Source organism: Taklimakanibacter albus (assembly GCF_016595235.1).
GTDB lineage: Bacteria > Pseudomonadota > Alphaproteobacteria > Rhizobiales > Aestuariivirgaceae > Taklimakanibacter > Taklimakanibacter albus.
Genome location: NZ_JAENHL010000007.1, coordinates 1,134,027 through 1,160,853, shown reverse-complemented (window position 1 = coordinate 1,160,853; position 26,827 = coordinate 1,134,027). Strand labels below are relative to the sequence as shown.

At 63.4% G+C, this 26,827-nt stretch carries 23 protein-coding genes and 1 tRNA gene; 15 read left to right on the top strand and 9 right to left on the bottom strand.

The window, feature by feature from the left end; translation table 11 throughout:
* Positions 1-35: 35 nt before the first annotated feature.
* Positions 36-1,646 carry an inorganic phosphate transporter gene (locus JHL16_RS17135; RefSeq protein ID WP_200186084.1) on the bottom strand — a complete coding sequence of 537 codons (1,611 nt, stop codon included), beginning with the start codon at positions 1,644-1,646 and terminating at the stop codon, positions 36-38.
* A gap of 82 nt (positions 1,647-1,728) precedes the next feature.
* Complete coding sequence (locus JHL16_RS17130) at positions 1,729-2,148, bottom strand: MerR family transcriptional regulator (protein WP_137856083.1); 420 nt, start codon at positions 2,146-2,148, stop codon at positions 1,729-1,731.
* Positions 2,149-2,197: 49 nt separating this feature from the next.
* Between JHL16_RS17130 and JHL16_RS17125 the strand changes: the two genes are divergently transcribed.
* Together JHL16_RS17125 and JHL16_RS17120 are read left to right on the top strand one after the other, a co-directional pair.
* Entirely contained in the window at positions 2,198-4,741 is a 2,544-nt protein-coding gene (locus JHL16_RS17125; protein ID WP_348647229.1) for a heavy metal translocating P-type ATPase, read from the top strand.
* Between the two features lie 173 nt (positions 4,742-4,914).
* Positions 4,915-7,263: a bifunctional diguanylate cyclase/phosphodiesterase gene (locus JHL16_RS17120; RefSeq protein WP_200186083.1), complete on the top strand. Its 2,349-nt coding sequence runs from the start codon at positions 4,915-4,917 to the stop codon at positions 7,261-7,263.
* Between the two features lie 2 nt (positions 7,264-7,265).
* Here the strand turns inward: JHL16_RS17120 and JHL16_RS17115 are convergent, their stop codons facing one another.
* Both JHL16_RS17115 and JHL16_RS17110 read right to left on the bottom strand, forming a co-directional pair.
* Positions 7,266-8,474, bottom strand: coding sequence for an MFS transporter (locus JHL16_RS17115; RefSeq protein WP_200186082.1), 1,209 nt, complete (start codon positions 8,472-8,474; stop codon positions 7,266-7,268).
* A gap of 81 nt (positions 8,475-8,555) precedes the next feature.
* Positions 8,556-9,449, bottom strand: a complete 894-nt coding sequence (locus JHL16_RS17110) for a CHAD domain-containing protein (RefSeq protein ID WP_200186081.1) — start codon at positions 9,447-9,449, stop codon at positions 8,556-8,558.
* Between the two features lie 165 nt (positions 9,450-9,614).
* Here JHL16_RS17110 and JHL16_RS17105 point away from each other — a divergent pair.
* From JHL16_RS17105 to JHL16_RS17095, 3 genes are all read left to right on the top strand, one after another.
* Positions 9,615-9,691, top strand: a tRNA-Met gene (locus tag JHL16_RS17105).
* 199 nt (positions 9,692-9,890) lie between these two features.
* Positions 9,891-10,643 (top strand): TylF/MycF/NovP-related O-methyltransferase, encoded by a 753-nt coding sequence (locus JHL16_RS17100; protein ID WP_200186080.1) that lies wholly within the window; start codon positions 9,891-9,893, stop codon positions 10,641-10,643.
* 25 nt (positions 10,644-10,668) lie between these two features.
* The gene (locus tag JHL16_RS17095) at positions 10,669-11,151 is read left to right on the top strand and encodes a GNAT family N-acetyltransferase (protein ID WP_137856088.1); all 483 of its coding nucleotides are present in this window, start codon (positions 10,669-10,671) and stop codon (positions 11,149-11,151) included.
* Here the strand turns inward: JHL16_RS17095 and JHL16_RS17090 are convergent, their stop codons facing one another.
* Both JHL16_RS17090 and JHL16_RS17085 read right to left on the bottom strand, forming a co-directional pair.
* Positions 11,152-12,360: an MFS transporter gene (locus JHL16_RS17090; protein WP_200186079.1), complete on the bottom strand. Its 1,209-nt coding sequence runs from the start codon at positions 12,358-12,360 to the stop codon at positions 11,152-11,154. It lies immediately after the preceding gene.
* On the bottom strand, positions 12,357-13,061 hold the full coding sequence (locus tag JHL16_RS17085) for a GntR family transcriptional regulator (protein WP_200186078.1): 705 nt from the start codon (positions 13,059-13,061) through the stop codon (positions 12,357-12,359). The genes JHL16_RS17090 and JHL16_RS17085 overlap by 4 nt, the downstream gene beginning before the upstream one ends.
* Positions 13,062-13,233: 172 nt before the next feature.
* Between JHL16_RS17085 and JHL16_RS17080 the strand changes: the two genes are divergently transcribed.
* From JHL16_RS17080 to JHL16_RS17035, 10 genes are all read left to right on the top strand, one after another.
* Complete coding sequence (locus JHL16_RS17080; protein ID WP_200186077.1) at positions 13,234-14,250, top strand: amino acid ABC transporter substrate-binding protein; 1,017 nt, start codon at positions 13,234-13,236, stop codon at positions 14,248-14,250.
* A 46-nt stretch (positions 14,251-14,296) separates the two neighbouring features.
* Complete coding sequence (locus JHL16_RS17075) at positions 14,297-15,445, top strand: amino acid ABC transporter permease (protein ID WP_200186076.1); 1,149 nt, start codon at positions 14,297-14,299, stop codon at positions 15,443-15,445.
* Position 15,446: 1 nt separating this feature from the next.
* Positions 15,447-16,529, top strand: a complete 1,083-nt coding sequence (locus tag JHL16_RS17070; protein WP_200186075.1) for an amino acid ABC transporter permease — start codon at positions 15,447-15,449, stop codon at positions 16,527-16,529.
* Entirely contained in the window at positions 16,522-17,991 is a 1,470-nt protein-coding gene (locus tag JHL16_RS17065; RefSeq protein ID WP_200186074.1) for an amidohydrolase family protein, read from the top strand. Before JHL16_RS17070 ends, JHL16_RS17065 begins: the two co-directional genes overlap by 8 nt.
* 62 nt (positions 17,992-18,053) lie before the next feature.
* Positions 18,054-19,079: an ABC transporter substrate-binding protein gene (locus JHL16_RS17060; protein WP_200186073.1), complete on the top strand. Its 1,026-nt coding sequence runs from the start codon at positions 18,054-18,056 to the stop codon at positions 19,077-19,079.
* 223 nt (positions 19,080-19,302) lie between these two features.
* Positions 19,303-20,328, top strand: coding sequence for an ABC transporter substrate-binding protein (locus JHL16_RS17055; RefSeq protein WP_200186072.1), 1,026 nt, complete (start codon positions 19,303-19,305; stop codon positions 20,326-20,328).
* Positions 20,329-20,378: 50 nt separating this feature from the next.
* Positions 20,379-21,233, top strand: coding sequence for an ABC transporter permease (locus JHL16_RS17050; protein ID WP_200186071.1), 855 nt, complete (start codon positions 20,379-20,381; stop codon positions 21,231-21,233).
* 14 nt (positions 21,234-21,247) lie between these two features.
* Positions 21,248-22,042 (top strand): ABC transporter permease, encoded by a 795-nt coding sequence (locus tag JHL16_RS17045; RefSeq protein WP_200186070.1) that lies wholly within the window; start codon positions 21,248-21,250, stop codon positions 22,040-22,042.
* A 20-nt stretch (positions 22,043-22,062) separates the two neighbouring features.
* Complete coding sequence (locus JHL16_RS17040) at positions 22,063-23,160, top strand: ABC transporter ATP-binding protein (RefSeq protein ID WP_200186069.1); 1,098 nt, start codon at positions 22,063-22,065, stop codon at positions 23,158-23,160.
* Positions 23,161-23,174: 14 nt separating this feature from the next.
* A complete protein-coding gene (locus JHL16_RS17035) occupies positions 23,175-24,347 on the top strand; it encodes a LysR substrate-binding domain-containing protein (protein ID WP_200186068.1) in 1,173 nt (390 codons plus the stop codon).
* Positions 24,348-24,349: 2 nt separating this feature from the next.
* Here JHL16_RS17035 and JHL16_RS17030 read toward each other — a convergent pair whose 3' ends face one another.
* Genes JHL16_RS17030 through JHL16_RS17020 form a run of 3 tightly spaced genes read right to left on the bottom strand, consistent with a single transcriptional unit; the run spans position 24,350 to position 26,821 of the window.
* Positions 24,350-25,285, bottom strand: coding sequence for a 2-hydroxyacid dehydrogenase (locus JHL16_RS17030; protein ID WP_200186067.1), 936 nt, complete (start codon positions 25,283-25,285; stop codon positions 24,350-24,352).
* Positions 25,285-25,740 (bottom strand): type II 3-dehydroquinate dehydratase, encoded by a 456-nt coding sequence (locus JHL16_RS17025; RefSeq protein WP_200186066.1) that lies wholly within the window; start codon positions 25,738-25,740, stop codon positions 25,285-25,287. The genes JHL16_RS17030 and JHL16_RS17025 overlap by 1 nt, the downstream gene beginning before the upstream one ends.
* A gap of 37 nt (positions 25,741-25,777) precedes the next feature.
* Positions 25,778-26,821, bottom strand: a complete 1,044-nt coding sequence (locus JHL16_RS17020) for a LysR substrate-binding domain-containing protein (RefSeq protein ID WP_348647228.1) — start codon at positions 26,819-26,821, stop codon at positions 25,778-25,780.
* Positions 26,822-26,827: the final 6 nt, after the last annotated feature.

Sequence of the window (26,827 nt, the reverse complement as noted above, 5' to 3'; positions counted from 1 at the left end):
GGCGCCCTGGTGAGAGGCGCCCGGCTTTTTCGTGATCAGAATACCGTGGCGAAGAGATAATAAAGCGAGCCCGAGAGCATGATCGCGATGGGCAAGGTCAGCACCCAGGCGAGCAGCAGGTTGCGCACCGTCGCCATTTGCAGGCCGGAGCCGTTCGCGGCCATGGTGCCGGCGACACCGGATGAGAGCACATGCGTGGTCGAGACCGGCAGGCCCAGCATGTCGGCGGCGCCGATCGTGCTGGCGGCGACGAGCTCGGCGGAGGCGCCTTGCGCATAGGTCATGTGGCTCTTGCCGATTTTCTCGCCGACCGTCACCACGATGCGTTTCCAGCCGATCATGGTGCCGAGGCCGAGGGCGATCGCCACCGCCACCTTGACCCACAGCGGGATGAATTTGGTGGCGCCGTCGAGCGACTTCTTATAGGCGCCGAGCGTCACCACTTCCTCCTTGCTCAAATCATTCGCCTTGTCCTTGAGCAGGAAGCGGATCGCCTCGGAAGCGAGATACATGTCGTTGCGGGTGTTGCCGACGGCCTCCGCCGGCACCTTCTTGATCGAGCCATAGCCGCCGACCTGCTGCGAGATTTCCTTCACCAGGCCGGCGAGGGCGGGATAAGTGGCCTCGCTCATCTGACGCTCGCTCACATAGGCCGTCACCGCGGCGCGCGGATTGCCGCCCGGGATGGTGAAACCTGAGGACTTCCGCTCGATCACCTCGGCTGCGGCGGCCGAGGTCTTGCCGAACTCAACCATCTGCGTGTCCGGCATGGCGCGGTTCAGGGCGTAGGCCGTCGGAACCGTGCCGATGAGGATGAGCATGATGAGGCCCATGCCCTTCTGCCCGTCATTCGAGCCATGGGCGAAGGAGACGCCGGTGCAGGTGAGAATGAGCAGGCCGCGGATCCACCAGGGCGGCGGCTGGTTGCCTTTCGGCTCCTGATAGAGCGCCGGATTGCGGATCACGAATTTGAGGGCGAGGAGCAGAATGGCGGCGGCGATGAAGCCGACGAGCGGCGAGAGCAGCAGCGACCAGCCGATCTCCGTCGCCTTCGACCAGTCGACGCCCGAGGTGCCGTCATGGCCGTGCATCAGCGCATTGGCGACGCCGACGCCGATGATCGAGCCGATCAGCGTATGCGAGCTCGATGCCGGCAGGCCCAGATACCAGGTGCCGAGATTCCAGATGATCGCGGCGATGAGCAGCGCGAAGACCATGGCGAAGCCGGCATTGCTGCCGACCTGCAAAATGAGCTCGACGGGGAGCAGCGAGATGATGCCGAAGGCGACGGCGCCGGTCGACACCATGACGCCCAAAAAGTTGAACACACCCGCCCACACGACCGCGACATTGGCCGGCAGCGCGTGGGTGTAGATGACGGTCGCCACCGCATTGGCAGTGTCGTGAAAGCCGTTGACGAATTCGAAGCCGAGCGCGATCAGAAGCGCGACGCCGAGCAGCAGGAAGGGCAGGTAGGTGCGCACCGACGTGCCCGCTTCGGAAATATCCACATAAAGGCTGTAGGCGGTGAACAGCAGTCCGGCGGCGAGCACGCCGCCGAACAAGATCACACTGATCAGATTGAGGCCCTGGTCGAGATCGGGACGGGTCTGTCGACCCGATGCACCCGCCGTCATGTCGGTCATGTCGCGCTCCTGAGGTAACTCACAGGAACGTGATCTAGGGCCGCGAAGATGAAGCTGCGATGACGGTCAGATCAAAGATGGCTCAATGCGATGTCTGGCAGAGCCGGTGATCGCTCAGGACCTCGATGACGCGGCAGTCCGAGACGCGGCCATGGCCGCATTCGGTCACCATGCGCTTCAGTTCCTTCTGCAGGGCCCTGAGCCGCTTGAGGCGCTGCTCCACTTCGTCGAGCTGGCGGCTTGCGATGTCGTCGGCTCGCTCGCAGCTCGTCTGCGGATTGTCTGAGAGGCTCAACAGCTCCCGGATGGCGTCGATCGAGAAGCCGAGCTCGCGGGCATGGCGGATGAAGGTTAATCTTTTCCTGTCATCGATATCGTAGAGCCGGTGGCCGCCTTCGGTGCGGGTGAAGGGGGCCATGAGCCCGATGCTCTCATAATAACGGATGGTCTGGACCTTGGTGTCGGTCGCCTCGGAGAGCTTCCCTATGGTGAAGCCGGCCATGTATATTTCCTCTTGTATCTCTAGTGGCTAGAGATTGTACGCCTTGATCATGATGTCAAGAGAACCCCAAATCCAGAAATTCAAGATCACCGGCATGGACTGTGCCAGTTGCGCCCGCAAGATCGAAGTGGCGGTCGGCCGCGTCAAAGGCGCCAGCGATGTCAAGGTCGGTGTGACCAGCGAAACCCTGACTGTGACTCTCGCCGAGGCGCTACATGCCGCCGAGGTGACCGCCACGGTCAAGAGCCTCGGCTATGGCATCGCCCCCGTCGGCGGATCCGCCGTCGCTCCGGCAGCGAAGCCCGCGCATCAGGATGATCATGATCACAGCAGCTGTGGTGGCCATCATCATGATCATGCGCCGGTGGCGAAAGAGCCGCTGGTGCAGAAATTCAAGATCAGCGGCATGGACTGCGCCAGCTGCGCCCGCAAGATCGAGGTCGCGGTCGCCCGCATCGACGGCGCCAGCGACGTCAAGGTCGGCCTGACGAGCGAGACGCTCACCGTGACATTGGCTACGCTCGAACGCGCCGCCGACGTCACCGCCACGGTCAAGAGCCTCGGTTATAGTGTCGCGCCGCTTGGCGCTTCCGCCGCTCCGGCGGCGAAAGCCCCGGACACGCATGATCATGATCACGGCAGCTGCAACGGCCATGCTCACGATCATGATCACGGCCAGCCCGCGGTTGCGGCCGTCGCCGCGGCCGCGTCTCCCGACGATCACGCCAAACCGGTGGACGTCAGCTGGTGGCAATCGGCCAAAGGCCGGCTCGTCCTCATTTCAGGCGCGTTGATCGCCGCCGCCTATGCCGCGACCCAGGTCATTCCCGAGGCTTCCTACTATGTATTCCTCGCCGCCTGTGCGGCGGGCGCCATTCCGGTGGTCAAGCGCGCCTTCATGGCGGCGCGTTACGGCTCCGTCTTCACCATCGAGATGCTGATGACCATCGCGGTCATCGGCGCCATCGTCATCGGCGCCACCGAGGAAGCGGCCCTCGTCGTCTTCCTCTTCGCGGTGGGTGAATTGCTGGAAGGGGTGGCCGCCGGCCGCGCCCGCTCCGGCATCAAGGCGCTCGCCAATATCGCGCCCAAGACGGCAATGGTCGAAACCCGCAACGGCCTGGTCGAGATGCCGATCGCGCAGATCGCGATCGGCTCTATCGTGGTGGTGCGGCCGGGCGACCGCGTGCCGGCCGACGGCACGGTGATCTCGGGCACCTCGTCGCTCGATGAATCGGCGCTCACCGGCGAATCGGTGCCGCGCGTGAAGGAGCCGGGCGATACGGTGCTCGCCGGCTCGATCAATACGGAGGCGATGCTGCGCTGCCGGGTGGAGAAGCCGGCCGAGGACACGCTCATCGCGCGCGTGGTGCGTCTCGTCGAGGAAGCGGCCGATGCCAAGGCGCCGACCGAGCGCTTCATCGATACTTTCTCGCGCTATTACATGCCGGCCATCTGCGCCGTGGCGATCCTGGTGGCGATCCTTCCACCCCTCGTCTGGGGCCAGGACTGGTCGACCTGGATCTATCGCGCCTTGGCGTTGTTGCTGATCGGCTGCCCCTGCGCGCTCGTCATCTCGACGCCGGCGGCGATCGCCTCGGCGCTGGCGGCCGGCGCCCGGCGCGGCCTCCTCGTCAAGGGTGGCGGTGTCCTCGAAGCGATCGGCAAGGTCAAGGCGATCGCCTTCGACAAGACCGGCACGCTCACCGAAGGCAAGCCCAAGGTCACCGATATCGTGCCGCTCGCCGATCTCGATGAGGCGGGCGTGCTCAAACTCGCCGCGGCGGCGGAGTCGTCCTCCTCCCATCCGCTCGCCGCGGCGATTGTGGCGGAAGCCAAAGCGCGCAAGATCGCCTTCACGCCGGCGAGCCATTCGGAAGCGCTGCCCGGCAAAGGCCTCAACGCCACAGTCGACGGCCAGATCGTCACCATCGGCGCGCCGGCCAGGCTCGGCGTCACCAGCGTCGACGTGCTGACCCGCGCCCGCAATCTCGAGGCGGAAGGCAAGAGTGTGTCGGTCGTGCAATCGGGCGGCAAGGTGCTGGGCCTTATTGCGCTGCGCGATGAGCCGCGCGCCGATGCGGTTGCGGGCCTCAAGGATGTTGCCTCACTCGGCATCCGCACTGTGATGCTCACCGGCGACAACCGCGCCAATGCCGAGGCGATCGGCAAGACGCTCGGCATGGAAGTCAATGCCGAGCTCCTGCCCGAGGACAAGCTCGCTTTCATCAAGAAGCTCGCCGCCGAGGGTGGCGTCGCCAAGGTCGGCGACGGCATCAATGATGCGCCGGCGCTCGCCGCCGCCACTGTCGGCATCGCCATGGGCTCGGGCACCGATGTGGCGCTCGAAGCGGCGGATGCGGCGGTGCTGAACAACCGGGTCAGCGATGTGGCGGCGCTCGTCCGCCTGTCGCGGCGCACGCTCAGCATCATCCGCGAGAATGTGACGATCGCGCTCGGCCTCAAGGCGGTGTTCCTGGTCACCACCGTCATGGGCACGACCGGTTTGTGGATCGCCATTCTGGCCGATACCGGCGCCACGGTGCTGGTGACCGCCAATGCGCTGAGGCTGCTTAGATCACGATCACTTTAAGGTCGGATCGACCTAAAGCTCCGGATCTGGCGCGCGGGGATGGCAATGCCATTCTCGCGCGTCGCCTATTGGCTAAAACCCATCAGATTCCCTTACGACATTCTTAACCTCTGCAATCCACGGTTTTTTAGGGATTTGCGTTCATTTTTCCGCATAGTTTAAGGGGCGGCTCTATGCTGAAAGTACTGACGTGCCTGACCGTGGACCATGATCTGCGGCTCGTTGCGATAGCGGCGGCGATCTGCACGCTTGGCAGTTTCGTGGCGCTCAGGCTTTTCATGCGGGCGCGGGCTTCCGACGGTGCGTTGCGGCGGCAATGGCTGCTCCTGGCGGGAACCGCCGCCGGTACGGCCACGTGGGCCACTCACTTTCTCGCCATGCTGGCCTTCGCGCCGACCTTGCCGACCGGCTATGATCCCTTCCTCACCACCTTGTCGCTGGTCATCGCGGTCGGAGCACTCACGACCGCTTTCGCCATCGCCGCATGGTCGTCCACGAGCTTCCATCCGCGGCTCGGTGGCGCCTTGGCCGGGCTCGGCATCAGCGCCATGCATTATACCGGCATGGCGGGCTTCCGCGTCGCGGGGCAGGTCGAATGGGACAAGGGCTATGTCGTCGCCTCGGTCGTCGCCAGCGTCCTTCTCGGCATGCTCGCCATCCACTTCGCGCGGCGTCCCGACGGCTGGCGCGGCCGCTACGGCGCCGGTCTCGCTTTCGTGCTCGCCATCTGCAGTCTGCATTTCACCGGCATGGCGGCGGTCACCATTCTACCCGACCCCTTGATCGATGTACCCCTCGGGGCAGTGCCGAAGCATGTGATGGTGTTCTTCATCGCCGCTGCTTCCGCTTTGGTGCTCACTATTGGCATCGCCGCCTATTTCGCCGACAAGAGTGCGCGCGGTGAAGGCCAGGCGCGGCTGCGACGTCTCGCCAATGCGGCAATCGAAGGCTTGGTCATCGTCAAGGACGGCCGCATCATCGACGTCAATACCAGCTTCGAGGAACTCACCGGCTACCGGCGTGACCAGGTCGTCAATCGCGGTCTGTTCGACACGATCCTCACGCTGGAAGACGACGTGCCGGTGCTCGACGCGGTGAAGAGCGAAGGGATGCTGCGCGGCGCCGACGGCCGGCTGATTCCGGTCGAGCTCCTGTCAAAACCCGCCGACTCCGTGGCCGGCAGCCGCGTCTATTCGGTACGCGACCTGACCGAAAAGAAAATGGCCGAGGGCCGTATCCACTATCTCGCCCATTTCGATTCGCTGACCGGACTTCCCAATCGCAGCTCCTTCCTCGATCGCCTGGCCAGCGAAATCCGCGAGGCGAAAGAGCGCGACAAGAGCTTCGCGCTGCTGAGCTTCGATCTCGACCGCTTCAAGGAGGCCAATGACATGTTCGGCCACGCGGCGGGTGATCTGGTGCTGGCCGAGATCGCCCGGCGTTTCACGGCGTCGCTCAAGGGCGCGGAATTCGCGGCGCGCTTCGGTGGCGACGAGTTCTTCGCCATCCTGCCCGATGCGGGCAGACCCGAGCAGGTGATGGATTTTGCCGACCGCATTCAAACCGCCCTGCGCGCGCCGATGATGTTCGAGGGCAATGAAATTCATATCGGCGCCAGCGTCGGCATTGCGCTCTTCCCCGCCGATGCCGCCGACGCGCCTGAGCTGATGGCCAATGCGGATCTTGCGATGTATCGCGCCAAGGATACGGCGGCCGGCCGTGCCTGCTTCTTCGAGCCCGGCATGGATCTCCAGATGCGCGAGCGGCGCAGTCTGGCGCGCGATCTCAGGCTGGCTCTGGCGCAAGGCGAATTCGAGCTCTATTACCAGCCGCAGTCACGCCTTACCGACAATCTGACGATCGGCTACGAGGCGCTCATCCGCTGGCATCATCCGACACGCGGGCTCATTCCGCCGGCCGAGTTCATCCCGATTGCGGAGGAGACCGGCCTCATCGTCCAGATCGGCGAATGGGTGCTGCGCCAGGCCTGTGCCACGGCGGCGTCCTGGGCCGAGCCTTACAGAATTGCCGTCAATCTTTCGCCGGTGCAATTCAGCCATGGCGCGCTGCCCGAAACCGTGCATGCCATCCTCGTCGAAACCGGCCTGTCGCCGAAGCGGCTCGAGCTCGAGGTGACGGAATCGCTGCTGATCTCCGACCCCGATACGGCGCTTCACATACTGCGCCGTCTGAAGGGCCTCGGCGTCTCGATCGCGATGGATGATTTCGGCACCGGCTATTCGTCGCTGTCGACCTTGCAGTCCTTTCCCTTCGACAAGATCAAGATCGACCGCTCTTTCCTCGACAAGCTCGGCAAGCACCGGAAAGCGGCCTCGATCATCCGCGCGGTGCTGGCGCTCGGGCGCAGCCTCGAAATTCCGGTGCTGGCGGAAGGCATCGAAACCAAGGCGCATCTCGATTTCCTGAGGCAGGAAGGCTGCGACGAGGCGCAAGGTTACTTCCTCGGCCGGCCGATGCCGGTGGGCATGATGTTCCCGCAAGCCGCCGCCGGCGTCGCCTGATTTTATAGAGCCTTGGTGGGCAAGGGCGCGGTGGCGCGCTTCTGCACCATTTGAAGCAGCAGAATGAAACCCAGCGCCACCGCCATGGCGACGGCGCACAGGCCGAAGGCGAAGCTCGTCGAATGTGTGGTCGCCACCCAGCCGAAGAACCACGGCGCGAGGACGCGCGGCAGGCCGGCGATCAGCGAGACGATGCCAAGCGCGCGGGCGGGATTCTCCTGCATGTGTTTGGCGGTGATGGCGAAGATCGCCGGGATGACGCAGGCGGTGCCGAAGCCGGTCACCGCGAAGGCGACGGCGCTCAGGAGGAAATTGTCCGACAGGCCGATGAGCACGAAGCCGGTGGTGGCGAGCAGCAAAGAGCCCAGAATCAGCGGGATGTCGCCGAAGCGGGCGCGAATGCCGTCGCCGCCGGCGCGGATGGTGGAGTTGCACAGGCCGAAGAAAGCGGTGCCGAGGCCGGCGATGGCGGCAAGATCGGGCGCCTGCTCGTCGAGCAGCTTGGCCGACCACATGATCGCCGCGGTCTCGCCGGCGATGACGAGGCCGGCGGCAAGACCGAGGATGATCAGCGGCGTGAGAAGCGGCGCGGGCGCGCCGGGCATGGCGCGCGCCATGGCGGAGTAACGCGGCTTCAGGCGGCGCGCCGCGAAGACCATCGCGGCGGCGATGCCGAGGCAGAGGATGATCGCCGCCCAGGCGGTGTTGGCATCGGCCGAGACGAGGCTGCCGATCAGGGCGAAGACCGCCATGGAGCCCGAGGCCGAGGCGTGGAAGCGGGTGAAGATCGGCCGCTTCAAGTCGGCCTCCACATAACTCGCCTCGGCATTCATGAAGAGGTCGAGCAGGCCCTGGGCGGCGCCGAACAGCACCAAAGCGATGAGGAACCAGAGCGGGCTTGTGGCGATGAGCAGCAGGGCGCCGGTCAGAGCGACGAGCGGCATGCCGGTGAGGATCAGAGCGCGGTTGCTGGCGAAGCGGGCGAGGGTGCCGCCTGAGGACATCACGATCACATAGGCGATGCCATAGAAGGTGATGCCGAGGCCCAGCATCAGGCTGTCGACGCTGGAATTGCGCATCACCACCGGGATCGTACCGGCCCACATGCCGGAGGATACGCCATAGCCGATGAAGACGGCCGTCATGGCGGCGCGGGGCGAGGTCAGATAGCGGGCTTCGGGGAGCATTTGCGCCGGGACGTTAGTTCCCACCGCGTGATCCGGCAAGCGGGCCCGGCGCAGGGCTGACCAGCTCAGGGATGAGAATTTTGCATGACCGGGGCCGCGGCCTGATCAGCTGGCTGAATGTCGCCACAACGCATCGATCCGGTCGGCAAAGTTCTTCGGCTGCTCGGCGAAGAGATGGCCGGTCTCACTGGCGATGCGGGCGAGGATGGCCTGGCGCCGCCGGTCGATCAAAGCGAGCGCCTGGTCCTTCTGGGCGAGGGCGGCGAAGGGGCTTTCCGGCCGGGCGAATTCGGCGGTGAGCTCGTCGAGATCATGCAAATCGCCCAGATCCTCGCGCAGCTCCTGGAGCTCCGCCGTCCAGACCTTGAACAGCTTGGGCCACAGGGGCTTCAGGAGGTCGACATGGTGGAGGTGGTGGATGACCGATTTGCGCGCCTCGTGGAGGAGCGGCATCTCTTTCCGCTCCAACCCGTCGCGCAGCAGGCTCCTCGCCTTGGCATAGCAAATCCGCAGGCCTTTCACGAAAAGGCTCATATCGCGCTTGGGCAAGGTCCACTCAGCGATGCGCGGGCGCAGCTCCTCGATGAGGGCGAGGGCGGTTTCGATATGGCGGCCGGTCTCTTCGGGGCTCACCACGTCGGCGCGCAGCTCGCGCGCCGCTGCCGCCAGGGCCGCGAAGACCGACTCCTCCGCCTCGGCGTCGGCGGTGGCCGCCCTGAGCTTGGCGATGGCCTCGCCCATGGCCTCGGTATGGCGGAGCACCGCCAGGGCATGGGCGGCATCGCGCAGCGTCTGATTCTCCCTCTGAAAGGATTCTTTGCCCAAAGCCGGCTTCATGAGCCGTAACAGGCTGCGGGCAAGCTTGAGGCGGCGTCTGGCCGGATGTACGGTTTTGCCGGATCGGGCCTGTTCCAGGTCCTGGGCGAGGCCTCGCATGGTCTTGCGCATCAAGCGGCGCAAAGCCTCACCTGCCGGATGATCCACCGAGATCTTCGGCACTTTTCTTAATCCCTCGACTGCCCGGCCCGCACCCTGTCCGGGTTCCTTGTCACAATCAATGATTTCCCCAGAAATTTCTTGAAGATGGGGGTTCACAAGCCGGCATTCGGTTGCTACATACACGCCGCGTTGGCACATCCCCTTGGATCGCCCAAGCAGTTTTGACGCGGGATGGAGCAGCCCGGTAGCTCGTCAGGCTCATAACCTGAAGGTCATAGGTTCAAATCCTATTCCCGCAACCAAAAGAACCCCAGTAACTTCAATGAGTTACTGGGGTTTTTCTTTGGCCGGAGCACATCGGGGCCCGCTGCTGATCCTCTGTTCCCGCAACGCGTCTGCCGCCGCGGAAGTCCGAAGCTGACCCGCAGACCGGACGTCGTTGTCTTTGCATTGTCATCGACTATAAGCACGTGTTGATTACGCAACCGAAGCGGGGACCAAGTGGGTGCGATAACGAAGCTGCGGAAATATCTCCTCGCCCGTTTGCGGCGGGGCGTGCTCGATTATGCCGCCGATGGCGTCGGCGTGTGGGGCAAAAATCTCAGTTTCATGCATGAACCGAAATTCGCTGCTGCCTGGGCGAAATCGCGCGAGCTGAACAAGGAGGGCTGGGTCAAGAGCAAGCGTGGCGTTCCCGAGGTCGCGTGGCGCGCGCATGTCGCCTGCTGGGCCGCGAGCCGCGGTCTCGCTCTCGAGGGTGACTTCGTCGAATGCGGCGTTCACACCGGCCTGTTCTCGGTGGCGATCGCCGAGTTCCTGAACTTCGCCCAGCAGCCGAAGAAATTCTATCTGTTCGACACTTTCGCCGGCCTGCCGGACTATGCGCTGAAGCCGGCGGAGGACACGGGCCGCACCATCAATGATCGCAAATATTTCGACGTCTTCGACATCGCCAAGCGCAATTTTGCGCCCTATCCGAATATCGAGCTGGTCAAGGGTGTGCTGCCTGACACGCTGAGCGCCGTCGATGGCAAACGGATCGCTTATCTGTCGATCGATCTGAACAACGTGGTTGGGGAGAAGGCGGTCATCGAGCGGCTGTGGCCGCAGGTCACGCCCGGCGCGATCATTCTGCTCGACGACTACGGCTTCGCTGCTTTCGCAGATCAGCACGACATGTGGAACGACTTCGCCCGCTCCGTCGACAGGGTGATCGTCACTTTGCCGACGGGCCAAGGGCTTCTCGTGCGCTGACGCTTCCGGCAACTCAAGGACGATCATGACCGAACAAATATCCGCCGATGCGGAAGTCACGCTGCGTCGCATCTCCGCCGCGACGGTGTGGGATGTATGCGCCTTGAGCAACACGCTGTCGCCCGAGCACCGCAATCTGGTGGCCGACAACGGCGCCTCGATCGCGCAGGCGCATTTCTCCGAGAATGCCTGGATGCGCGCTATCTATGCGGATGAGACGCTGGTCGGCTTCGTCATGCTCCATATCGGCGCCGATCATGATGACGGTATCGACTGTCCGGGCGCCTTTCTATGGCGCCTGATGGTCGGCGGTCCGTTTCAGCGCAAAGGTTACGGCGAGAAGGCGATCGCCCTCATCGTGCGCGATCTCAAGGCGCAAGGTTTCACCGAGCTCCAGACCAGCTACGGGCAGGAGACAGGCAATGCCGAAGGCTTCTACAAGCGTCTCGGCTTCGTGACGACCGGCGAGATGTATGATGACGAGGTCGAGGCGGTGCTGAAATTCTGATCAGCCATGCGAGGCAAGAGCCTGCGCGTAGCGGTCAGGATCGAGCCTGAGGGTGAGCACGGCGACGATGAGGATCAACGCCGATTGCAGCGCCCAGATGAGCGCGAAATCCGGCACGAAGCCATGCAGGGCGGAAATCAGGAGCGGGACCAAGGCCGCGATGATGAAGCCGCCGCCCTGCATGGCGGCACTCAGCGCGCCGGCGCGCCAGGGATCGGCGAGATGGTCGAGGCTGATCACCAGAGCAAGGGCGAAGCAGCCGCCGAGGCCCGCGCCCAGCAAAGCGGCGATGAGATAGGGGTTGAGCCCGGGCACGAAAATGAGCGCGCCGAATCCCAGAAGCTGCAAAGTAAGCGCCAGCCAGAACCACGGCCGTTTGTCGCGCGACCGGCGGCTGAGAATCGGCAGGCCGAGCGCTGTCGCCGTCTGGGCGAGCGCCATGACCGCGACGATGGTGCCGCCTGTCGCCGCGGAATGACCAAGGCTCTGAAAGAAGGGGGCCAACCACGCGACGGTCAGCGAATAGCCGCTGTTGACCAGCCCGAAGCAGAACATCAGCAGGATTGCGCGGGGCGTGCGCCAATAGGCCGGCATCGGGCCTAATTCGGAGCGCTTGCGCGGATCCGGCCGCTTGATCATCACGGCGGCGAGGAAAGCGCCCATCAGCGCCAGCGGCGCGAAGATCGCCAGCGCCAGCTCCCAGCTCGCTATTGCCGTGGCAATGCGCGGTGAGAGATAGGCGCCGAGCGCGCCGCCGCCCATCAGGGCCGCCGAATAAAGGCCGGTCATGGCGGAGACCCGGTGCGGAAAGCCGGCCTTGAGAATTCCCGGAAAGACCGCCTGAACGGCGGCCACGCCGAGGCCGCAGATGAACGCCGATGCCAGGAGCAGGACTTGCCCATGGGCGACGCCGCGCAAAGCGAGGCCGATGCCGAGCAGCAGCATGCCGGCGATGACGACACCGCGTCCGCCGAATGCCGCCTGCAAGCGGGGGGCGGTGAATCCCATCACGCCCATCAGGAACATCGGCAGGAAGGTCATGACCGACAGCGCCGTCATGCTCATGCCGGTCGCCTCCGAAATCTGCGGCGCCAACGGACCGATGGCGGTGAGGAAAGGACGCAGATTGAGGCCGACGACGATGATGAGCGTCACGAAGGCAAGGCTGCGCCCGGCCGGCGCCGAGTCTTGTGATGTGCCGGCGGTCACGTCGGCAGCGCGCGGGCGTAACGTTTGAGAATGGCGGCGGTGTCGCCGTCGGAATTGGGCGCGCGCAGATCGGCCCTGACCGCGACGGATTCGAGATGATGCAGCATCAGCGCCTCGGCAGTGCTTGCATCCCCGGCCTGAAGGGCCGCAATGATGCGGACATGCTCGTCGACGGCGCATTCGGAGGAATGCAGGCGGGCGAAGCGGGCGAGGATCAGCGAGCTCCGCGACACGGTTTCGCTCACGAAGCGGGTGAGAACCTGGGAGCCGGTCAGCTCGGCGAGCAGGATGTGGAATTCACCCGCCAGCCTGATCGAGAGCGGGCCGTTCACCGGCCGGGCGCGCTCCTCCTGCTCGACATGCTTGCGCAGGCGCTTCACGTCGTCGGGCTTGAGATTGCCGGCGAGGCGGCGGATGACCTCGCTTTCGAGCATGCGGCGGAGCGAGAAGATGTCGCGCGCGTTCTCGGCGCTCGGCTCGGCGACGAAGGCGCCGCGATTGGCCTGGTGATCGACCAGGCCGTCGCCGCGCAGCTGCTGCAAAGCGGCACGCACGCTGGTGCGGCTGACCTTGAACTCGCCGGCGATGACGTCTTCGGACAGCTTGGTGCCGGGCTTCAGATTCTGCTCGAGAATGGCATCGCGCAGCGCCTGATAGACATTTTCCGCGCGGCTTCGCTTGGGCGGCACGTCGCTGGTCATCACTTTGCATCACCTCGCAATGCCGGTCTGGTCGAATTCGATCTCTGGCGCAATGGTGTTGTCATGGCGTGTACATTATTGTACACAATCATTGTATGCAAGTCTTGGGTTGATCGCCTCAGGCGACAAAAATCGGGACCGGGCAACAAAAACAAAGCGATGGAGGGAATGCATGAATAAGTCTGTTCTCGCCCTGGCGGCCGTGGCCACCCTGGGTGCGATGGCGATGTCGGCCGGTGCCGCGACGCTGGATACGGTCAAAGGCCGCGGCAAGCTGATCTGCGGCGTGTCGCTGGCGACGCCGGGCTTCGCCGCTCCTGATGACAAAGGCCGCATGACCGGCTTCGACGCCGATATCTGCCGCTCGATCGCCGCCGCCGTCTTCGGTGATGGCGACAAGGTCGATTTCGTCCCGACCAATATCAATACACGGTTCCAGGCGGTGCAGTCGGGCGAGGTCGACGTCCTGTCGCGCCAGACGACGCTCACTTATACGCGTGAGGCCTCGCTCGGCCTCGATTTCGGGCCGACCGTCTTTTATGACGGCCAGGGCCTCATGGTGGCGAAGAGCCTCGGCGTCGCCAGCGCCAAGGAACTGAAGGACGCGGCGATCTGCACGCTGCCCGGCACCACCACGGCGCAAAATCTGAGCGACTTCTTCCGCACCCTCGGCGCCAAGTTCGAGCTCGTCGTGTTCGAAAGCCCGGACGAGAACCGCGCCGCCTTCTTCGGCGGGCGCTGCCAGGCGATTTCGTCCGACCGTTCCGATCTGGCCTCGATCCGCGCCGTCGCCAATAATCCCGACGATTACATCCTTCTGCCGGAGACCATCTCGAAGGAGCCGCTGGCGCCGGCGGTGCGGCAGAATGATTCCGCCTGGCGCGACATCGTCTCATGGTCGGTGTGGATGCTGATGGCCGCCGAAGAGAAGGGCATCACCCAGGCCAATGTCGATGAGAAGCTCAAGAGCGAGGATCCGGAGGTCCAACGCATGCTGGGCGTCACCGACGAGCTCGGCCCGATGCTCGGCCTCGACAAGAAGTGGGGCTACAACATCATCAAGTCCGTCGGCAATTACGGCGAAGTGTTCGAGCGCAATATGGGCCAGGGCACCCGCCTCGGCATGACGCGCGGGCCCAATACGCAATGGAATGCGGGCGGGCTTCTCTACGCGCCGCCGATCCGCTGAGACAAGGCTCGCGCCGCGCTCGTAAGCGGCGCGAGCCCCTTGCTGCATGACCCTGTTCTACGACAAGCGGTTTCGCGCTTATTTCTACCAGTTCTGCGCGGTGGGGATCGTCCTCATCGCCGGCTGGCTGATGTTCGTGACCGTCAGCGACAATCTCGCCAAGCAGAATATCGCCACCGGCTTCGGCTATCTCGATCGCCAGGCTGGCTTCATCATCAGCGAAACGACCATTCCCTATCAGGAGACCGATACGATCGGCCACGCGCTCCTGGTCGGCATCGCCAATACGGTCAAGGTCTCGCTGCTGGCGGCGATCCTCGGCACGATCATCGGGCTTCTCGTCGGCATCGGGCGCATGTCGCGCAACCCGCTGCTGCAGCGCCTGATGCTCGCTTATGTGGAAGCGCTGCGCAACGTGCCGTTGCTGCTTTATCTCTTTCTCTGGTACGCCATCCTCCTGGTGGCGCTGCCGCCGGTGAAGGAGGCGCTGGAGCTGGCGCCGCATGTCTATCTCTCCAATAGCGGCCTAGTGCTGCCGTCCTTCACCTTCGAGAAGGGCGCCGTATTCCTGCGTTGGGCCGTTATTCTCGGCATCATCGCCGCCTTCTTCATCCGCCGCACCGCTTTGCGCCGGCGCATCGAAACCGGACAGCCGAACCATGGCGGCCTGGCCGCGCTCCTGGCCCTTGTCGGGCCGGCGCTCGCATTGGTGATTATGGGCGGCGTCGCCATCACCTGGGAGATCCCCGAAGCTGGACGCTTCCGCATCACCGGTGGTCTGCATATCAGGCCGGAATTCGTCGCGCTTCTGGTGGGGCTTTCGCTCAGCGTCTCGGCGAGCGTCGCCGAGATCGTCCGCGCCGGCATCCAGGCGATCAACAAGGGCCAATGGGAAGCGGCCGCGGCGCTCGGACTGCAACGCAGCCGCGTGATGCGACTCGTCATCCTGCCGCAGGCTTTGCGGCTGATGGTGCCGCCGCTCACCAATATCTATCTCACCGTGTTCAAGAACAGCTCGCTCGCCATCGCCATCGGTTATCCCGACCTGGTGATGGTCTCCAACACCGTGATGAACCAGACCGGCCAGGCGATCGAGACCATCGCCATCTTCATGGCAGTCTATCTGGGACTCTCGGTTGCGATCTCGCTCTTCATGAACTGGTACAATGGGCGCGTCGCGCTGAAGGAGCGCTGAGATGGCCGAGCTTCAGCTGTCCGTCCCTCTTGGCCCGCCACGGCGGGCGCGGCCCTGGATCAAGAATCTGTTCGGAACACCGGGCAATGCGCTCATCACCATGTTCTGCGTGCTGGCGCTCGTCCTTCTGGCCAAGATCGCCATCGGCTGGCTGTTGATCGACGCCGTATTCACGGGTACGCCGGCTGATTGCAAAGTGGGGAGCGGGGCCTGCTGGCCATTCCTCGGTGCGAAGCTGCGCTACATGATCTTCGGCTTCTATCCTTATGAGGAGCAGTGGCGTCCCCTCGCCGCCTTGCTCTTGTTCCTCGGCGCCGCGCTCGTCTCGATGGTGCCGCGCTTGTGGAGCCGAGGGCTGCTTCTTGTCTGGCTCATCGTGCTGATTCCGGCGCTCTATATTCTGATGGCTGGCGGTGTGCTGGGCCTCAGCGCCGTGCCAAGCTCGAAATGGGGCGGCCTGCCGCTGTCCTTCATGCTGTCCTTCATCGGCCTCGCCGCGGCAATGCCGCTCGGCATCGCCCTCGCTCTGGCGCGTCAGTCGGACCTGCCCGCCATCCGCGTGCTCGCCATCAGCTTCATTGAAATCGTGCGCGGCGTGCCCTTGATCAGCCTGCTGTTCCTGGCGACGGTGATGCTGCCGCTGTTCATGCCGGAAGGGGTGACGATCGACAAATTGCTGCGCGCCCAGGTGGCGATCATCCTCTTTGCCGCCGCCTATATCGCCGAGATCGTGCGCGGCGGCCTGCAGGCGGTGCCGAAGGGGCAGATCGAGGCCGGCAATGCGCTGGGGCTGCATTACTGGCTCATCATGCGCAAGATCGTGCTGCCACAGGCCTTGAAGAAGGTCATTCCGCCGCTCGTCTCGCTGTTCATCGGCTTCTTCCAGGACACGACGCTGGTGACGATCATCGGCCTTCTCGATTTCCTCGATACGGTGCGCTCGGCCTTGCGCGATCCGGACTGGCAGGGCATTGCGGTGCTGGAAGGGTATCTGTTCGCCGCCTTCGTCTATTTCACCTTCAGCGCCCTGATGGGCGCCTATAGCCGCTTCCTCGAGCGCTATTACAGGACCACGCATGACTAGCCAAATCACCGTCATCCGCAATGCCGAGCGCATCGTCGCTTTTGATGCCGCGCGAAAGGCCCATGTCTATCTGTCCGACGGTGATGTCGCCTTCGACCGGAGCGGCTTCATCCAGGTGGGCGGGCGCTATGAGGGCGGTTTCGGCGCCGAGATCTCCGGGCGCGGCAAGATGGTCATGCCGGGCTTCGTCAATGTGCATTGCCATTCGGGCGAGGAGCCGGTCGCCAAGGGCATCTTCGACGACATGGGCACGCCGGCGCTGTGGGGCAACGCGCTTTATGAATATTCGAATCTGGTCGAGATAAGCCCGGAGGCGGTCGAGGCGTCGCTGACGGTGATGCTGGGCGATCTTCTGCGCAGCGGCGTCACGACGCTGGTCGACATTGCCGGGCCGCATGAGACGTGGTTGCCGACCTTGGCCAAGAGCGGGGCGCGCGCCTATGTGGCGCCGGGTTTTCGCGAGGCGCAGTGGCATGTGGAAACGAGCCTTCGTCTTGATTTCCACTGGGACAAAGCGCGGGGCCGTGAAGCCTTCGCCCGCGCACTCGCCGTCGTCGATGAAGCACGCGCCCATCCGTCGGGCCGGCTCGGCGGTGTCGTCTCGCCGTCGCAGATCGAGACCTGCTCGGCCGAGTTGCTGCAGGACGCCATGCAGGCGGCACGCGCGCGTGGTGTGCCGATGACCGTCCATGCGGCACAGACCATGACCGAGCATGAGGAGCTTCTGCGCCGCACCGGGCTCACCGCCGTGCAGTATCTCGAAGAGCTCGATCTGCTCGCCGACAATCTCATCATCGGCCATTGCATCTTCATCGACAGCCACAGCTGGACGCGCCAGCGCACCCGGCGCGACGTCGAGCTGCTGGCCGACTATCGCGCCAATGTCGCCCATTGCCCGGTCACTTTCGCGCGCAGCGGCATGGTGCTGGAATCGATCGGCGCCTATCGCCGTCAGGGCGTCAATGTGGCGCTCGGCACCGACAGCTATCCCTATAATATGATCGAGGAGATGCGGCAGGCGCTGATCTGCGGGCGCATCGCGGGCAAGAGTTTCGCCGATGTCGCGACGGGCGACGTGCTCGACATGGCGACGCTCGCCGGCGCCAAGGCGCTGGGACGCGACGATATTGGCCGCATCGCCGCCAAGGCGAAAGCCGATTTCGTCATCGTCGACCTCGAACATCCAGCCATGCAGCCGGTCTATGATCCGTTGCGCAACCTCCTGCATTGCGCGGCGGAGCGCGCCATCGAGGCCGTCTATGTCGATGGTGATCGCGTGGTCGAGCAGGGGCGTCCGGTTCATCTCGATTATGATGCGGCCGCCCGGGCGCTCGCCGAGGCGCAGCGTTTCGCGCTGGCGCGGATCAGGGCGAACGACCCGCGCCGGCGCAAGCTCGAGGAACTGGCGCCGCTGACTTTGCCGGCTGCTTCGGAACATCGAAACCAGATGAACGGAAAATAATAACTTTCTCCGCCTGCCGTTAGGGACAGACTTGTGCCGTCACCAACACGGAGGAAAGCCTGATGAAAAGGATCTGGGGTGTGCTCGGCGCGATGGTCCTTGCGCTCGCGAGCACGGCGGCATCGGCGCAGGAGAAGCTGGTCGTCAGTATCTGGGGCGGCAACTGGAAGGAAGGCGCCGGCATCATCGCCAAGGAATTCACCAAGCGCACCGGCATGGAGGTCGAGTTCATCACCGGCGGCACGCTTGACCGGCTCGCCAAGGCCAAGGTCGCCAAGGACAGTCCGGAATCGGACGTGGTCTTCACCACCAGCCAGGTCGGCTTCCTCTATCAGGCCGACGGTCTGTTCGAGAAGCTCGACAAAGCCAAGATCGCCAATTATGCCGGCCTGGTCTCGGCCGCCGATCGCGGCGATTATGAAGTCGGCGTCTATTCTTACGTCTACAGCCCGGTCTATCGCGCCGATCTGATGCCCAAGGACTTCAAGCTCACCTCGTGGAACGATCTGTGGTCGCCGGAGGTCGCGGGCAAGCTGTCGCTGCCCGATTTCGACCCGAGCCACATCATCATCGCGTCTGCGGTGCTGTCCGGCGGCACGGCGGCGAATTGGGAAGTCGGCATTCCATTGTTGGAGAAGCTGAAGCCCGGCGTGAAAGCCTTCTATCAATCGGATGCGACCAGCCAGGACCTGCTCAAGACCGGCGAGACACCGGTGCAGGTGATGTTGTCGATCAACGCCTATCACCTGATCCAGAACGGCGTGCCGGTCACCATCGCGATCCCGAAGGAAGGTGCCGTCGTCGGCATCGATGTGCTCGGCATCAATGCCGGCACCAAGAAACTCGACAAGGCGCAGGAATTCATCAATGTCGCGCTCGATCCGGAGATCCAGCGCCAGTTGTGCAACTTCCACAAATGCTCGCCGATGCATAAGGACGCGAAGATCGATGCCGAGCTCGCCAAGCTGCCCGGCATCTTCACCACGCCGGAGCAATGGTCGACGCAGGCGATCATCACGCCTGATGAGATCCGCGCCAAACTGCTGCCGACCTGGAAGGCCTGGTTCACCGAGAACATGATGCAATAACGCGCATCACTCAGCGTCTTGCCCGCGCCAGGACGGCGACGTCCTGGCGCTTCATTTTTGGGCGCCACTTGCCTCTACTTAGGAACATTGGAAGCAAGCGCACAGAAAATAATAATTTTCTGATTTAGTCCTGTCCGTAAGATTGTCCCTGTCCTGCCAGCGCATTGTCGCTACGCTAGGTCAAAATACGAATAATTCAATGAAAACAGGGAGAAATGACTAGATGAAGAAGCTTATGGTAGCCCTTGGCGCGCTCGCCATCGCTCTCGCCAGCACCGCCGCTTCGGCGCAGGAAAAGCTCATCGTCAGTGTCTGGGGCGGCAACTGGAAGGACGGCGCCGCCATCATCGCCAAGGAGTTCACCAAGCGCACCGGCATGGAAGTCGAGTTCATCACCGGCGGCACCCTCGATCGTCTCGCCAAGGCGAAAGTTGCCAAGGACAATCCCGAATCGGATGTGGTCTATACGACCAGCCATGTCGGCTATCTCTATCAGTCCGACGGCCTGTTCGAGAAACTCGACAAGAGCAAACTCACCAATTTCGCCAATCTCTATCCGGCGGCGGATCGCGGCGACTATGAGGTCGGCGTCTATTCATATGTCTACAGCCCGGTGTTCCGCACCGATCTGATGCCCAAGGACTTCCGCATCACTTCGTGGAACGACCTGTGGTCGGATGCCGTCGCCGGCAAGCTGTCGATGCCCGATTTCGATCCGAGTCACATCATCGTCGCCTCGTCGATCCTCGCCGGCGGCGACGCCGCGACTTGGGAGAAAGGCGTTCCGCTGCTCGAGAAGCTCAAGCCCAATATCAAGGCCTTCTACCAGTCGGACGCGACCAGCCAGGATCTGCTCAAGACGGGCGAGACGCCGGTGCAGATCATGCTGTCGATCAACGCCTATCATCTGATCCAGAACGGCGTGCCGATCACCATCGAGATTCCGAAGGAGGGCGCGGTCGTCGGCATCGGCGCGCTCGGCATCAACAAGGGCACCAAAAAGCTCGACGCGGCGCATGAGTTCATCAATGTGGCGCTCGATCCGGTCGTTCAGCAGGAAATCTGCGACTTCCACAAATGCTCGCCGATGAACAAAGACGCGAAGGTCTCGCCGGAACTTGCCAAGCTGCCCGGCATCTTCACCACGCCCGAGCAGTGGTCGACCCAGGCGATCATCACGCCTGACGAAGTGCAGGCCAAGCTGCTTCCGACCTGGAAAGCTTGGTTCACCGAGAACATGATGCAATAAGCGGACATCGGCTGGCCCGTCCAAAGCGGGCCAGCCCTTTCATTTTTGCCATGTCCAAGCGCCCGTTCCTCATCCCCTTCCTGGTCCCCGCCATTCTCGTCGCGGTGATCTTCCTCGCGGCGCTGGCCGAGATCCTGCAATACAGCTTCCGTGAATTCATCCCGGGCTCGCTCGATGTCGGCGGCTTCACGCTCGACAATTTCGCCCGCATCTACCGGCCGGTCTATTTCAAGGCGGTCGTCAACACCTTCGTCCTCAGCCTCGCCACCGCCTTCTTCACGCTGATCCTGTCCTATCCGATCGCCTTCGCGCTGGTGCGCACCAAGGTCGAGTGGGTCCGCACGCTGCTCATCCTGCTGTCGATCACACCTCTCTTCACCGGCGAGATCGTGCGCACCTATGCCTGGATGCTAGTGCTCGGCACCAATGGCTTCCTCAACACGATGCTCCTGGATATCGGCATCATCTCCGAGCCGGTCACCTTCATGTATACCCGCGCGGGCGTGGTCATAGCGCTTGTCCAGTTCGCCATGCCGGTGATGATCATCATCCTCGCCACCGCCATCAGCCATATCAACACCGATTATGAAAAAGCCGCCGCCAATCTGGGCGCACGCCCTTGGACCGTCATCACGCGGGTCGTCATTCCGCTCACCATGCCGGGCATCATTTCGGGCTTCATTGTGATCTTCGCGTGGACGATGAGCGCCTTCGCCACGCCGCAGCTCATCGGCGGCGGCAAGGTGCTGATGATCTCCAATGCCATCTATCTGCAGGGCTTCTCGGCCCTCAACTTCCCCTTCGCCGCCACGCTCAGCGTGATCGCGCTGATCAGCGCCTTCGCCAGCCTGGCGCTCATGAAACTCATCGCCAACCGCCTCGAGCGGCAAACGGCGATCCATTGACGAGGCCCTTAAACATGTGGAGACAAACGCTGTTCTGGGTGATCGTCAGCTGCATCCTGTTCTACATGACGATCCCGGCGATCGTCGTGGTGATGACGTCGTTCAATCCGGGCGAGATCCTGTCCTTCCCGCCCAATGGCTTCTCACTGCGCTGGTACGAAAAGGCGCTCACCTATCCCGATTTCCGCATCGCCTTCCGCACCGGCCTCATCGTCGCTTTGATCTCCTCGACCCTGGCGCTCGTCATCGGCACCTCCTTCGCCTTCCTGGTCGTGCGGTATGTCTTCCCGGGCAAGAACCTGCTCGAGGGCATCCTGTCGTCGCCGCTGATCATTCCGCATTTCACCACCGGCTTCGGCTTTCTGCTGCTCGGCGCACATCTGAACCTCAATCAGACGCTTACCATCATCATCATGACGCATGTCGTGCTGGTGCTGCCCTTCGTCGCCCGCGCCGTCTATGTGAGCCTGCTCAATATCGATCCCAATTTCGAGCGTTCGGCGGCCAATCTCGGTGCCTCGCCCTTCATGGTGCTGAGCCGCATCACCGTGCCGTTGATCATACCGGGCATGGCGGGCGGCTGGCTGGTGGCGGCGATCCTGTCGCTCACCGAATTCTCGGCCTCGCTCTATGTCACGGCGAGCCGTACCCAGACGCTGCCGGTCGCCATGTACAACTATATCCGCGAATATACCGATCCGACGGTCGCCGCGGTCTCGGCGCTGCTGATCATCGCCACGATGCTCATCCTGATGTTGGCCAATCACTTCCTCGGCCTGCGCAAGATCCTCGCGATAGATTCACACTGATGACAGGTGGTCCGAACAGCATGAATATCAGCAACAGCGGCCATTCGGTCGATATCGTCGAGGTAACCAAGACCTTCGCCAATGTCACCGCCGTCCACAAAGTGTCGCTCAACATCCGCAAGGGCGAGTTCATGACACTGCTCGGCCCATCGGGCTGCGGCAAGACCACGCTGCTCAACATGGTGGCGGGCTTCGAGACGCAGACATCGGGCGCCATCCAAATCGACGGCAAGGATATATCCGACGTGCCGCCCTATATGCGCGAAACCGGCATGGTGTTCCAAAGCTATGCGCTTTTCCCGCATATGAATGTCTTCGACAACATCGCCTTCGGCCTGCGCATGCGCAAATTGCCGGCCAGGGAGATCAAGGCGGAGGTCGAGCGCGCCCTCGACATGATGAAGCTCTCCGGCATGGAGGGCCGGCGGGTGCGCCAGCTTTCCGGTGGTCAGCAGCAGCGCATCGCCTTGGCGCGCGCCATCGTCATCCGGCCGAAAGTGCTGCTGCTCGACGAGCCGCTTTCGGCGCTCGACAAGAATCTGCGCCTGCAGATGCAGGTGGAGCTGAAAGAACTGCATCAGAAGACCGGCCTCACCACCATCTTCGTGACCCATGACCAGGGCGAGGCGCTCAGCCTGTCGGATCGCGTCGTGGTCATGAGTCGGGGCGAGGTGCAGCAGGTCTCAGCGCCGATCGAGCTCTATACCCAGCCCGCCAATGGCTTCGTCGCGTCCTTCATCGGCGAGATCAATGCGCTGCCCAAGGCGCGTTGCCAGAAGAGCGGACAGGACTTCCGCTTCGAGGTCTGCCCGGAGATCAGCCTGAATGGCCGGCAGCCGGCGCGCCAGGAGCTCAAAGACGGCCAGATGGTCCATATCTTCATCCGGCCCGAGCATATCGAGATCGCCGGGCCGCGGCACAACGGCGCCAATATCGTGAAGGGCAATGTCGCCGCGCATATCTATCAGGGCACCCATACCCAGACCCGCGTCAATGTGCCGGGCATCGGCCTAGTCGAGCTGCGCACCAAAGGTGCCGCGGCCATCGATCAGGCTCCGCTCGGTTCGGAAATCGCATTGTCGGTGCCGCTCGATGAGGCCGTCATCCTGCCGGCTTGAGGAGGAGAGATTCCATGGCTGAAGTCCCAGACACGATGCCCGATCCGGCGCTCCGCCAGCGCTTCCTCAATGGCATGGGTCTTGCCGCCTGCACGGTCAATGTCGTCACCACCGAGGGTGCCGCCGGCCGCCATGGCGTGACGGTCTCGGCAATGGCGTCAGTCTCGGCCGACACGTCGCGCCCGACGCTGCTCGTCTGCGTGCATCACATGAGCCCGGCGGCGCAGGCGATCATCGACAACGGCATCTTCTGCGTGAACGTGCTGCGCGACGACCAGTCCTTCATCTCCGACTGTTTCGCCGGGCGTTACAAGACGGCGGACGGCAACAAATTCTCCTGCACCAGCTGGACAACGCTCGCGACGGGTGCGCCGCGCGTCGTCGACGCGCTGGCCGCCTTCGACTGCCGGATCCTGTCGGCGCAGAAGATCGGCACGCATCATGTGATCATCGGCAGCGTCGAGGAAATCTTCGCGCTCGACCGCGGCTCGCCCCTGATCTATGCCAACCGCGCCTATGGCACGCCGTCGCGTATCGACAATGGACGCGCCCAGGAGGCGCAGAGTGTCGAATCGGTCAGGCTCGGCGCCTTCCACACTTTTGGTCCGCATGTGGTGCCGCAAGTGCTGAGACGGCTCGCCGCCAAGGGCCAGCAAATCGATCTCAAGCTGGTCGAAGGCGACCATCGCCGGGTGCTCGAGGCGATCAAGGCCGGCGATGTCGATCTGGCGCTGATGTATGACTTCAATCTCGGCGACCAGATCGAGGCCGAATTGCTCACCGAGCTGCAGCCTTATGTGCTCCTGGCCGAGAACCATCCCTTGGCGAAGGAGAGCTCGCTGTCGCTGGCGGCGCTGGCGAGTGAGCCCTTGATCCTGCTCGAGCCGCCACCGAGCGGGGAGTATTTCCTGTCGCTGTTCAGCGAGCGGAGCCTTACGCCTAATATTCGCTTCCGCACCGCGTCGTTCGAGATGGCGCGCGGCCTCGTTGCCGGGGGCTTCGGCTACAGCCTGCTGTCGACCAAGCCTGCGGCCACCATGTCCTATGACGGCAATGCGCTGGTGACGCGGCCCCTATCGGATGCGACGCGGTCGAGCCAGGTGGTGCTGGCGCGGCGTGCCGGCGCAACGCTTGGCGCCGGGGCTGAAGCTTTTGCGGCGGAGTGCCGAGGATTGTTCGGCGTTTAAGCTCAATATCCCCGCTTCGGGTCGACGCGGTGCAGCGGTTCCTCGCCGCGGCGGATGCGCCTTATGCTTTCGGCGACATCACGCGCCGCGATGCGGGGCGTGGTGTTGCTGGCGAGATGCGGGGTGATCAGGACATTGTCGAGCGCCCAGAGCGGGTGGCCTTCCGGCAGCGGCTCCTTGTGGAAGACGTCGAGCGTCGCCTCGGCGATGTGGCGGCTGCGCAAGGCTTCGATGAGAGCGGCCTCATCGGCGATCTGACCGCGGGACACGTTGATGAACTTCGCTCCCTTCGGCAGCAAGGCGAGGCGCCTTTTGTCGAGAATGCCGCGCGTCTCCTCGGTCAGCGGCAGCAGGCTCACCAGGATCTGGTTGGCGGCGAGGAAACCGTCCAGCGCGTCCGCTCCCGACACGCAGTTCACATTGGCCAGCCGCTTCTGGGTGCGGCTCCAGCCCGAGACGGCGAAGCCGAGATTGGCCAAAGCAATGGCCGCCGCCGCGCCGAGATCGCCCAGGCCCAGGACGCCGACCTTGATCTCGGCGAGCGGGCGCGGATGGATGAACTCCCATTTGCCGCGTTTTGTGGAGCGCTCGAACTCCTGCATGTCGCGGGCGTAACGCAGTACAGCGAAGAGCACGTAACTCGTCATCAGCTGCACCATGCCCTGATCGGACAGGCGGCAGATGGGCACGTCGGGCAGGTCGTTGCGGCCGACGATCTCGTCGACACCGGCGCCGAGATTGGTCACCAGCTTGATATTCGGATAGGGGGCGAAGAACCCCGCCGGCGGCTTCCAGACAAGCGCATAGCGGACTTCCGCGTTGTTGCCGGACTCGGAACTCACGCGGAAGTCGAGATCGGGAAGCTCGGTCTTGAGCGCGTCCCGCCAGGCGCTCGGATCGTCGGTCGGGCTGTAGAATACCAGAGCTTCGCCGTTCATCAGTTCTTCTCTCCCTTCAGCAGCCGCGACATGGCCATGACGGCGAATTCGTAGCCGTTGGGACCCAGGCCGGCAATGATTCCCGTCGCCGCCTTGGAGATGAAGGAATGATGCCGGAACGGCTCACGCTTGTAGATATTGGTCATATGCACTTCGATGACCGGCTTGGCGAAAGCCGACAGGGCGTCGAGCAGGCCGATCGATGTGTAAGTGAGGCTGCCGGCATTGATGATGATGCCGTCTTCCGTCTGGCGCGCGGCATGGATCCAGTCGATCAGCTGGCCTTCATAGTTCGACTGGCGGAATTCGAGCTCCAGACCCACTGTCTTGGCGACCGCGCGGCAGCCGGCTTCGATATCGGCCAAGGTCTTGGACCCGTAGACGCCGCTCGGGTCGACTCCATAGAGATTGGTATTGGCGCCATTGACGATCAGGGCCCTCAAAGTTTGGGTCATCCGAGCACTCCTTGCGATCACGTGGGATGGTTGGGATTCAGTCGAGCGGCGCCATGCCGGGCATCTGGTTGGTCGAGATCACCTGGCGGCAGTGAGCCTCGAAGGCCTGGGTGATGCTGGTCTTGCGCAGGCCTTTGAGTGTCGCGAGGCCGAGCACCATGGGCGGGTAGTTGCCGGCGAGCGGCACATAAGCGAGCGGTTTGCCATTAAGCGCCGCCTTGTTGCGCGGCCGGGCCGTCGCCAGCGAATAGCCGAAGCCGCTCGCCACATAGCTGCGGATGGCTTCGGGATATTCGGTCCTCGTGAGGATGTTGGGCGCCAGATTTTCGCGCAGGAAAAGCGACATGAAATATTCGCGGCTCAAGGGCAAGTCGAGCAGGATGAAGGGCAGCTCGACGAGGTCGCTCAAAGGAATCGGCGCCTTGGCCACCAGCGGATGATCGGCGGGCAGCAGCGCATAGGTCGGCAATTGCGCCAGCGGCTCGAAATCGATGTCGTCGGGGATGTTCTGCGAATAAGTGACGGCGATGCTGATCTCGGCCCGGCGCAATTTGGCGACGAGGGAGGCCTCATCGCCCTCCGAGACATGCAGCTTCACGCGCGGAAACTGATCGAGGAAACCCTTGCAGACCTCCGAGATGATCAAGGGCGCATAAGTGCGGAAGGAGCCGATGTTCAAGGGGCCGCTGACCGAGCCCGCCACTTCGTCGGCGACATTGTGGAGCTCCTCGGCCTGGTCGAGCAAAGTCTTGGCCGCCTGCAGGAAACGCACGCCGGCCGGGGTGAGCGACAGGCCCTGCGCGTGATGGCGCACGAAGAGCTGGATGTCGAACTCGGCTTCGATCTGGGCGATGGCGGTCGAGATGGAGGGTTGCGAGATATTGAGCCTTTCGGCGGCGAGCTTGACGCTCTTGGTCTCGCCGGCGGCGACGAAATAAAGCAGTTGCCGTAATGTGAATCGTAACGGCGATCGCGACGGATCGGCCTTGGTCACCATATTCGACCGGACTTGAACACGTATTTCCTCCTGCAGGAGATACGAGTTTATGTCACCTTTGAAGGCCGGTTCAATGCGTATCACATGGGA

Bases quoted from the DNA above. Each gene is read 5' to 3' on its own strand.
- JHL16_RS17135 (WP_200186084.1), bottom strand. From the start codon at position 1,646: ATGACCGACATGACGGCGGGTGCATCGGGTCGACAGACCCGTCCCGAT.
- JHL16_RS17130 (WP_137856083.1), bottom strand. From the start codon at position 2,148: ATGGCCGGCTTCACCATAGGGAAGCTCTCCGAGGCGACCGACACCAAG.
- JHL16_RS17125 (WP_348647229.1), top strand. From the start codon at position 2,198: ATGATGTCAAGAGAACCCCAAATCCAGAAATTCAAGATCACCGGCATG.
- JHL16_RS17120 (WP_200186083.1), top strand. From the start codon at position 4,915: ATGCTGAAAGTACTGACGTGCCTGACCGTGGACCATGATCTGCGGCTC.
- JHL16_RS17095 (WP_137856088.1), top strand. From the start codon at position 10,669: ATGACCGAACAAATATCCGCCGATGCGGAAGTCACGCTGCGTCGCATC.
- JHL16_RS17085 (WP_200186078.1), bottom strand. From the start codon at position 13,061: ATGACCAGCGACGTGCCGCCCAAGCGAAGCCGCGCGGAAAATGTCTAT.
- JHL16_RS17080 (WP_200186077.1), top strand. From the start codon at position 13,234: ATGAATAAGTCTGTTCTCGCCCTGGCGGCCGTGGCCACCCTGGGTGCG.
- JHL16_RS17075 (WP_200186076.1), top strand. From the start codon at position 14,297: ATGACCCTGTTCTACGACAAGCGGTTTCGCGCTTATTTCTACCAGTTC.
- JHL16_RS17070 (WP_200186075.1), top strand. From the start codon at position 15,447: ATGGCCGAGCTTCAGCTGTCCGTCCCTCTTGGCCCGCCACGGCGGGCG.
- JHL16_RS17065 (WP_200186074.1), top strand. From the start codon at position 16,522: ATGACTAGCCAAATCACCGTCATCCGCAATGCCGAGCGCATCGTCGCT.
- JHL16_RS17060 (WP_200186073.1), top strand. From the start codon at position 18,054: ATGAAAAGGATCTGGGGTGTGCTCGGCGCGATGGTCCTTGCGCTCGCG.
- JHL16_RS17055 (WP_200186072.1), top strand. From the start codon at position 19,303: ATGAAGAAGCTTATGGTAGCCCTTGGCGCGCTCGCCATCGCTCTCGCC.
- JHL16_RS17050 (WP_200186071.1), top strand. From the start codon at position 20,379: ATGTCCAAGCGCCCGTTCCTCATCCCCTTCCTGGTCCCCGCCATTCTC.
- JHL16_RS17045 (WP_200186070.1), top strand. From the start codon at position 21,248: ATGTGGAGACAAACGCTGTTCTGGGTGATCGTCAGCTGCATCCTGTTC.
- JHL16_RS17040 (WP_200186069.1), top strand. From the start codon at position 22,063: ATGAATATCAGCAACAGCGGCCATTCGGTCGATATCGTCGAGGTAACC.
- JHL16_RS17035 (WP_200186068.1), top strand. From the start codon at position 23,175: ATGGCTGAAGTCCCAGACACGATGCCCGATCCGGCGCTCCGCCAGCGC.
- JHL16_RS17030 (WP_200186067.1), bottom strand. From the start codon at position 25,285: ATGAACGGCGAAGCTCTGGTATTCTACAGCCCGACCGACGATCCGAGC.
- JHL16_RS17025 (WP_200186066.1), bottom strand. From the start codon at position 25,740: ATGACCCAAACTTTGAGGGCCCTGATCGTCAATGGCGCCAATACCAAT.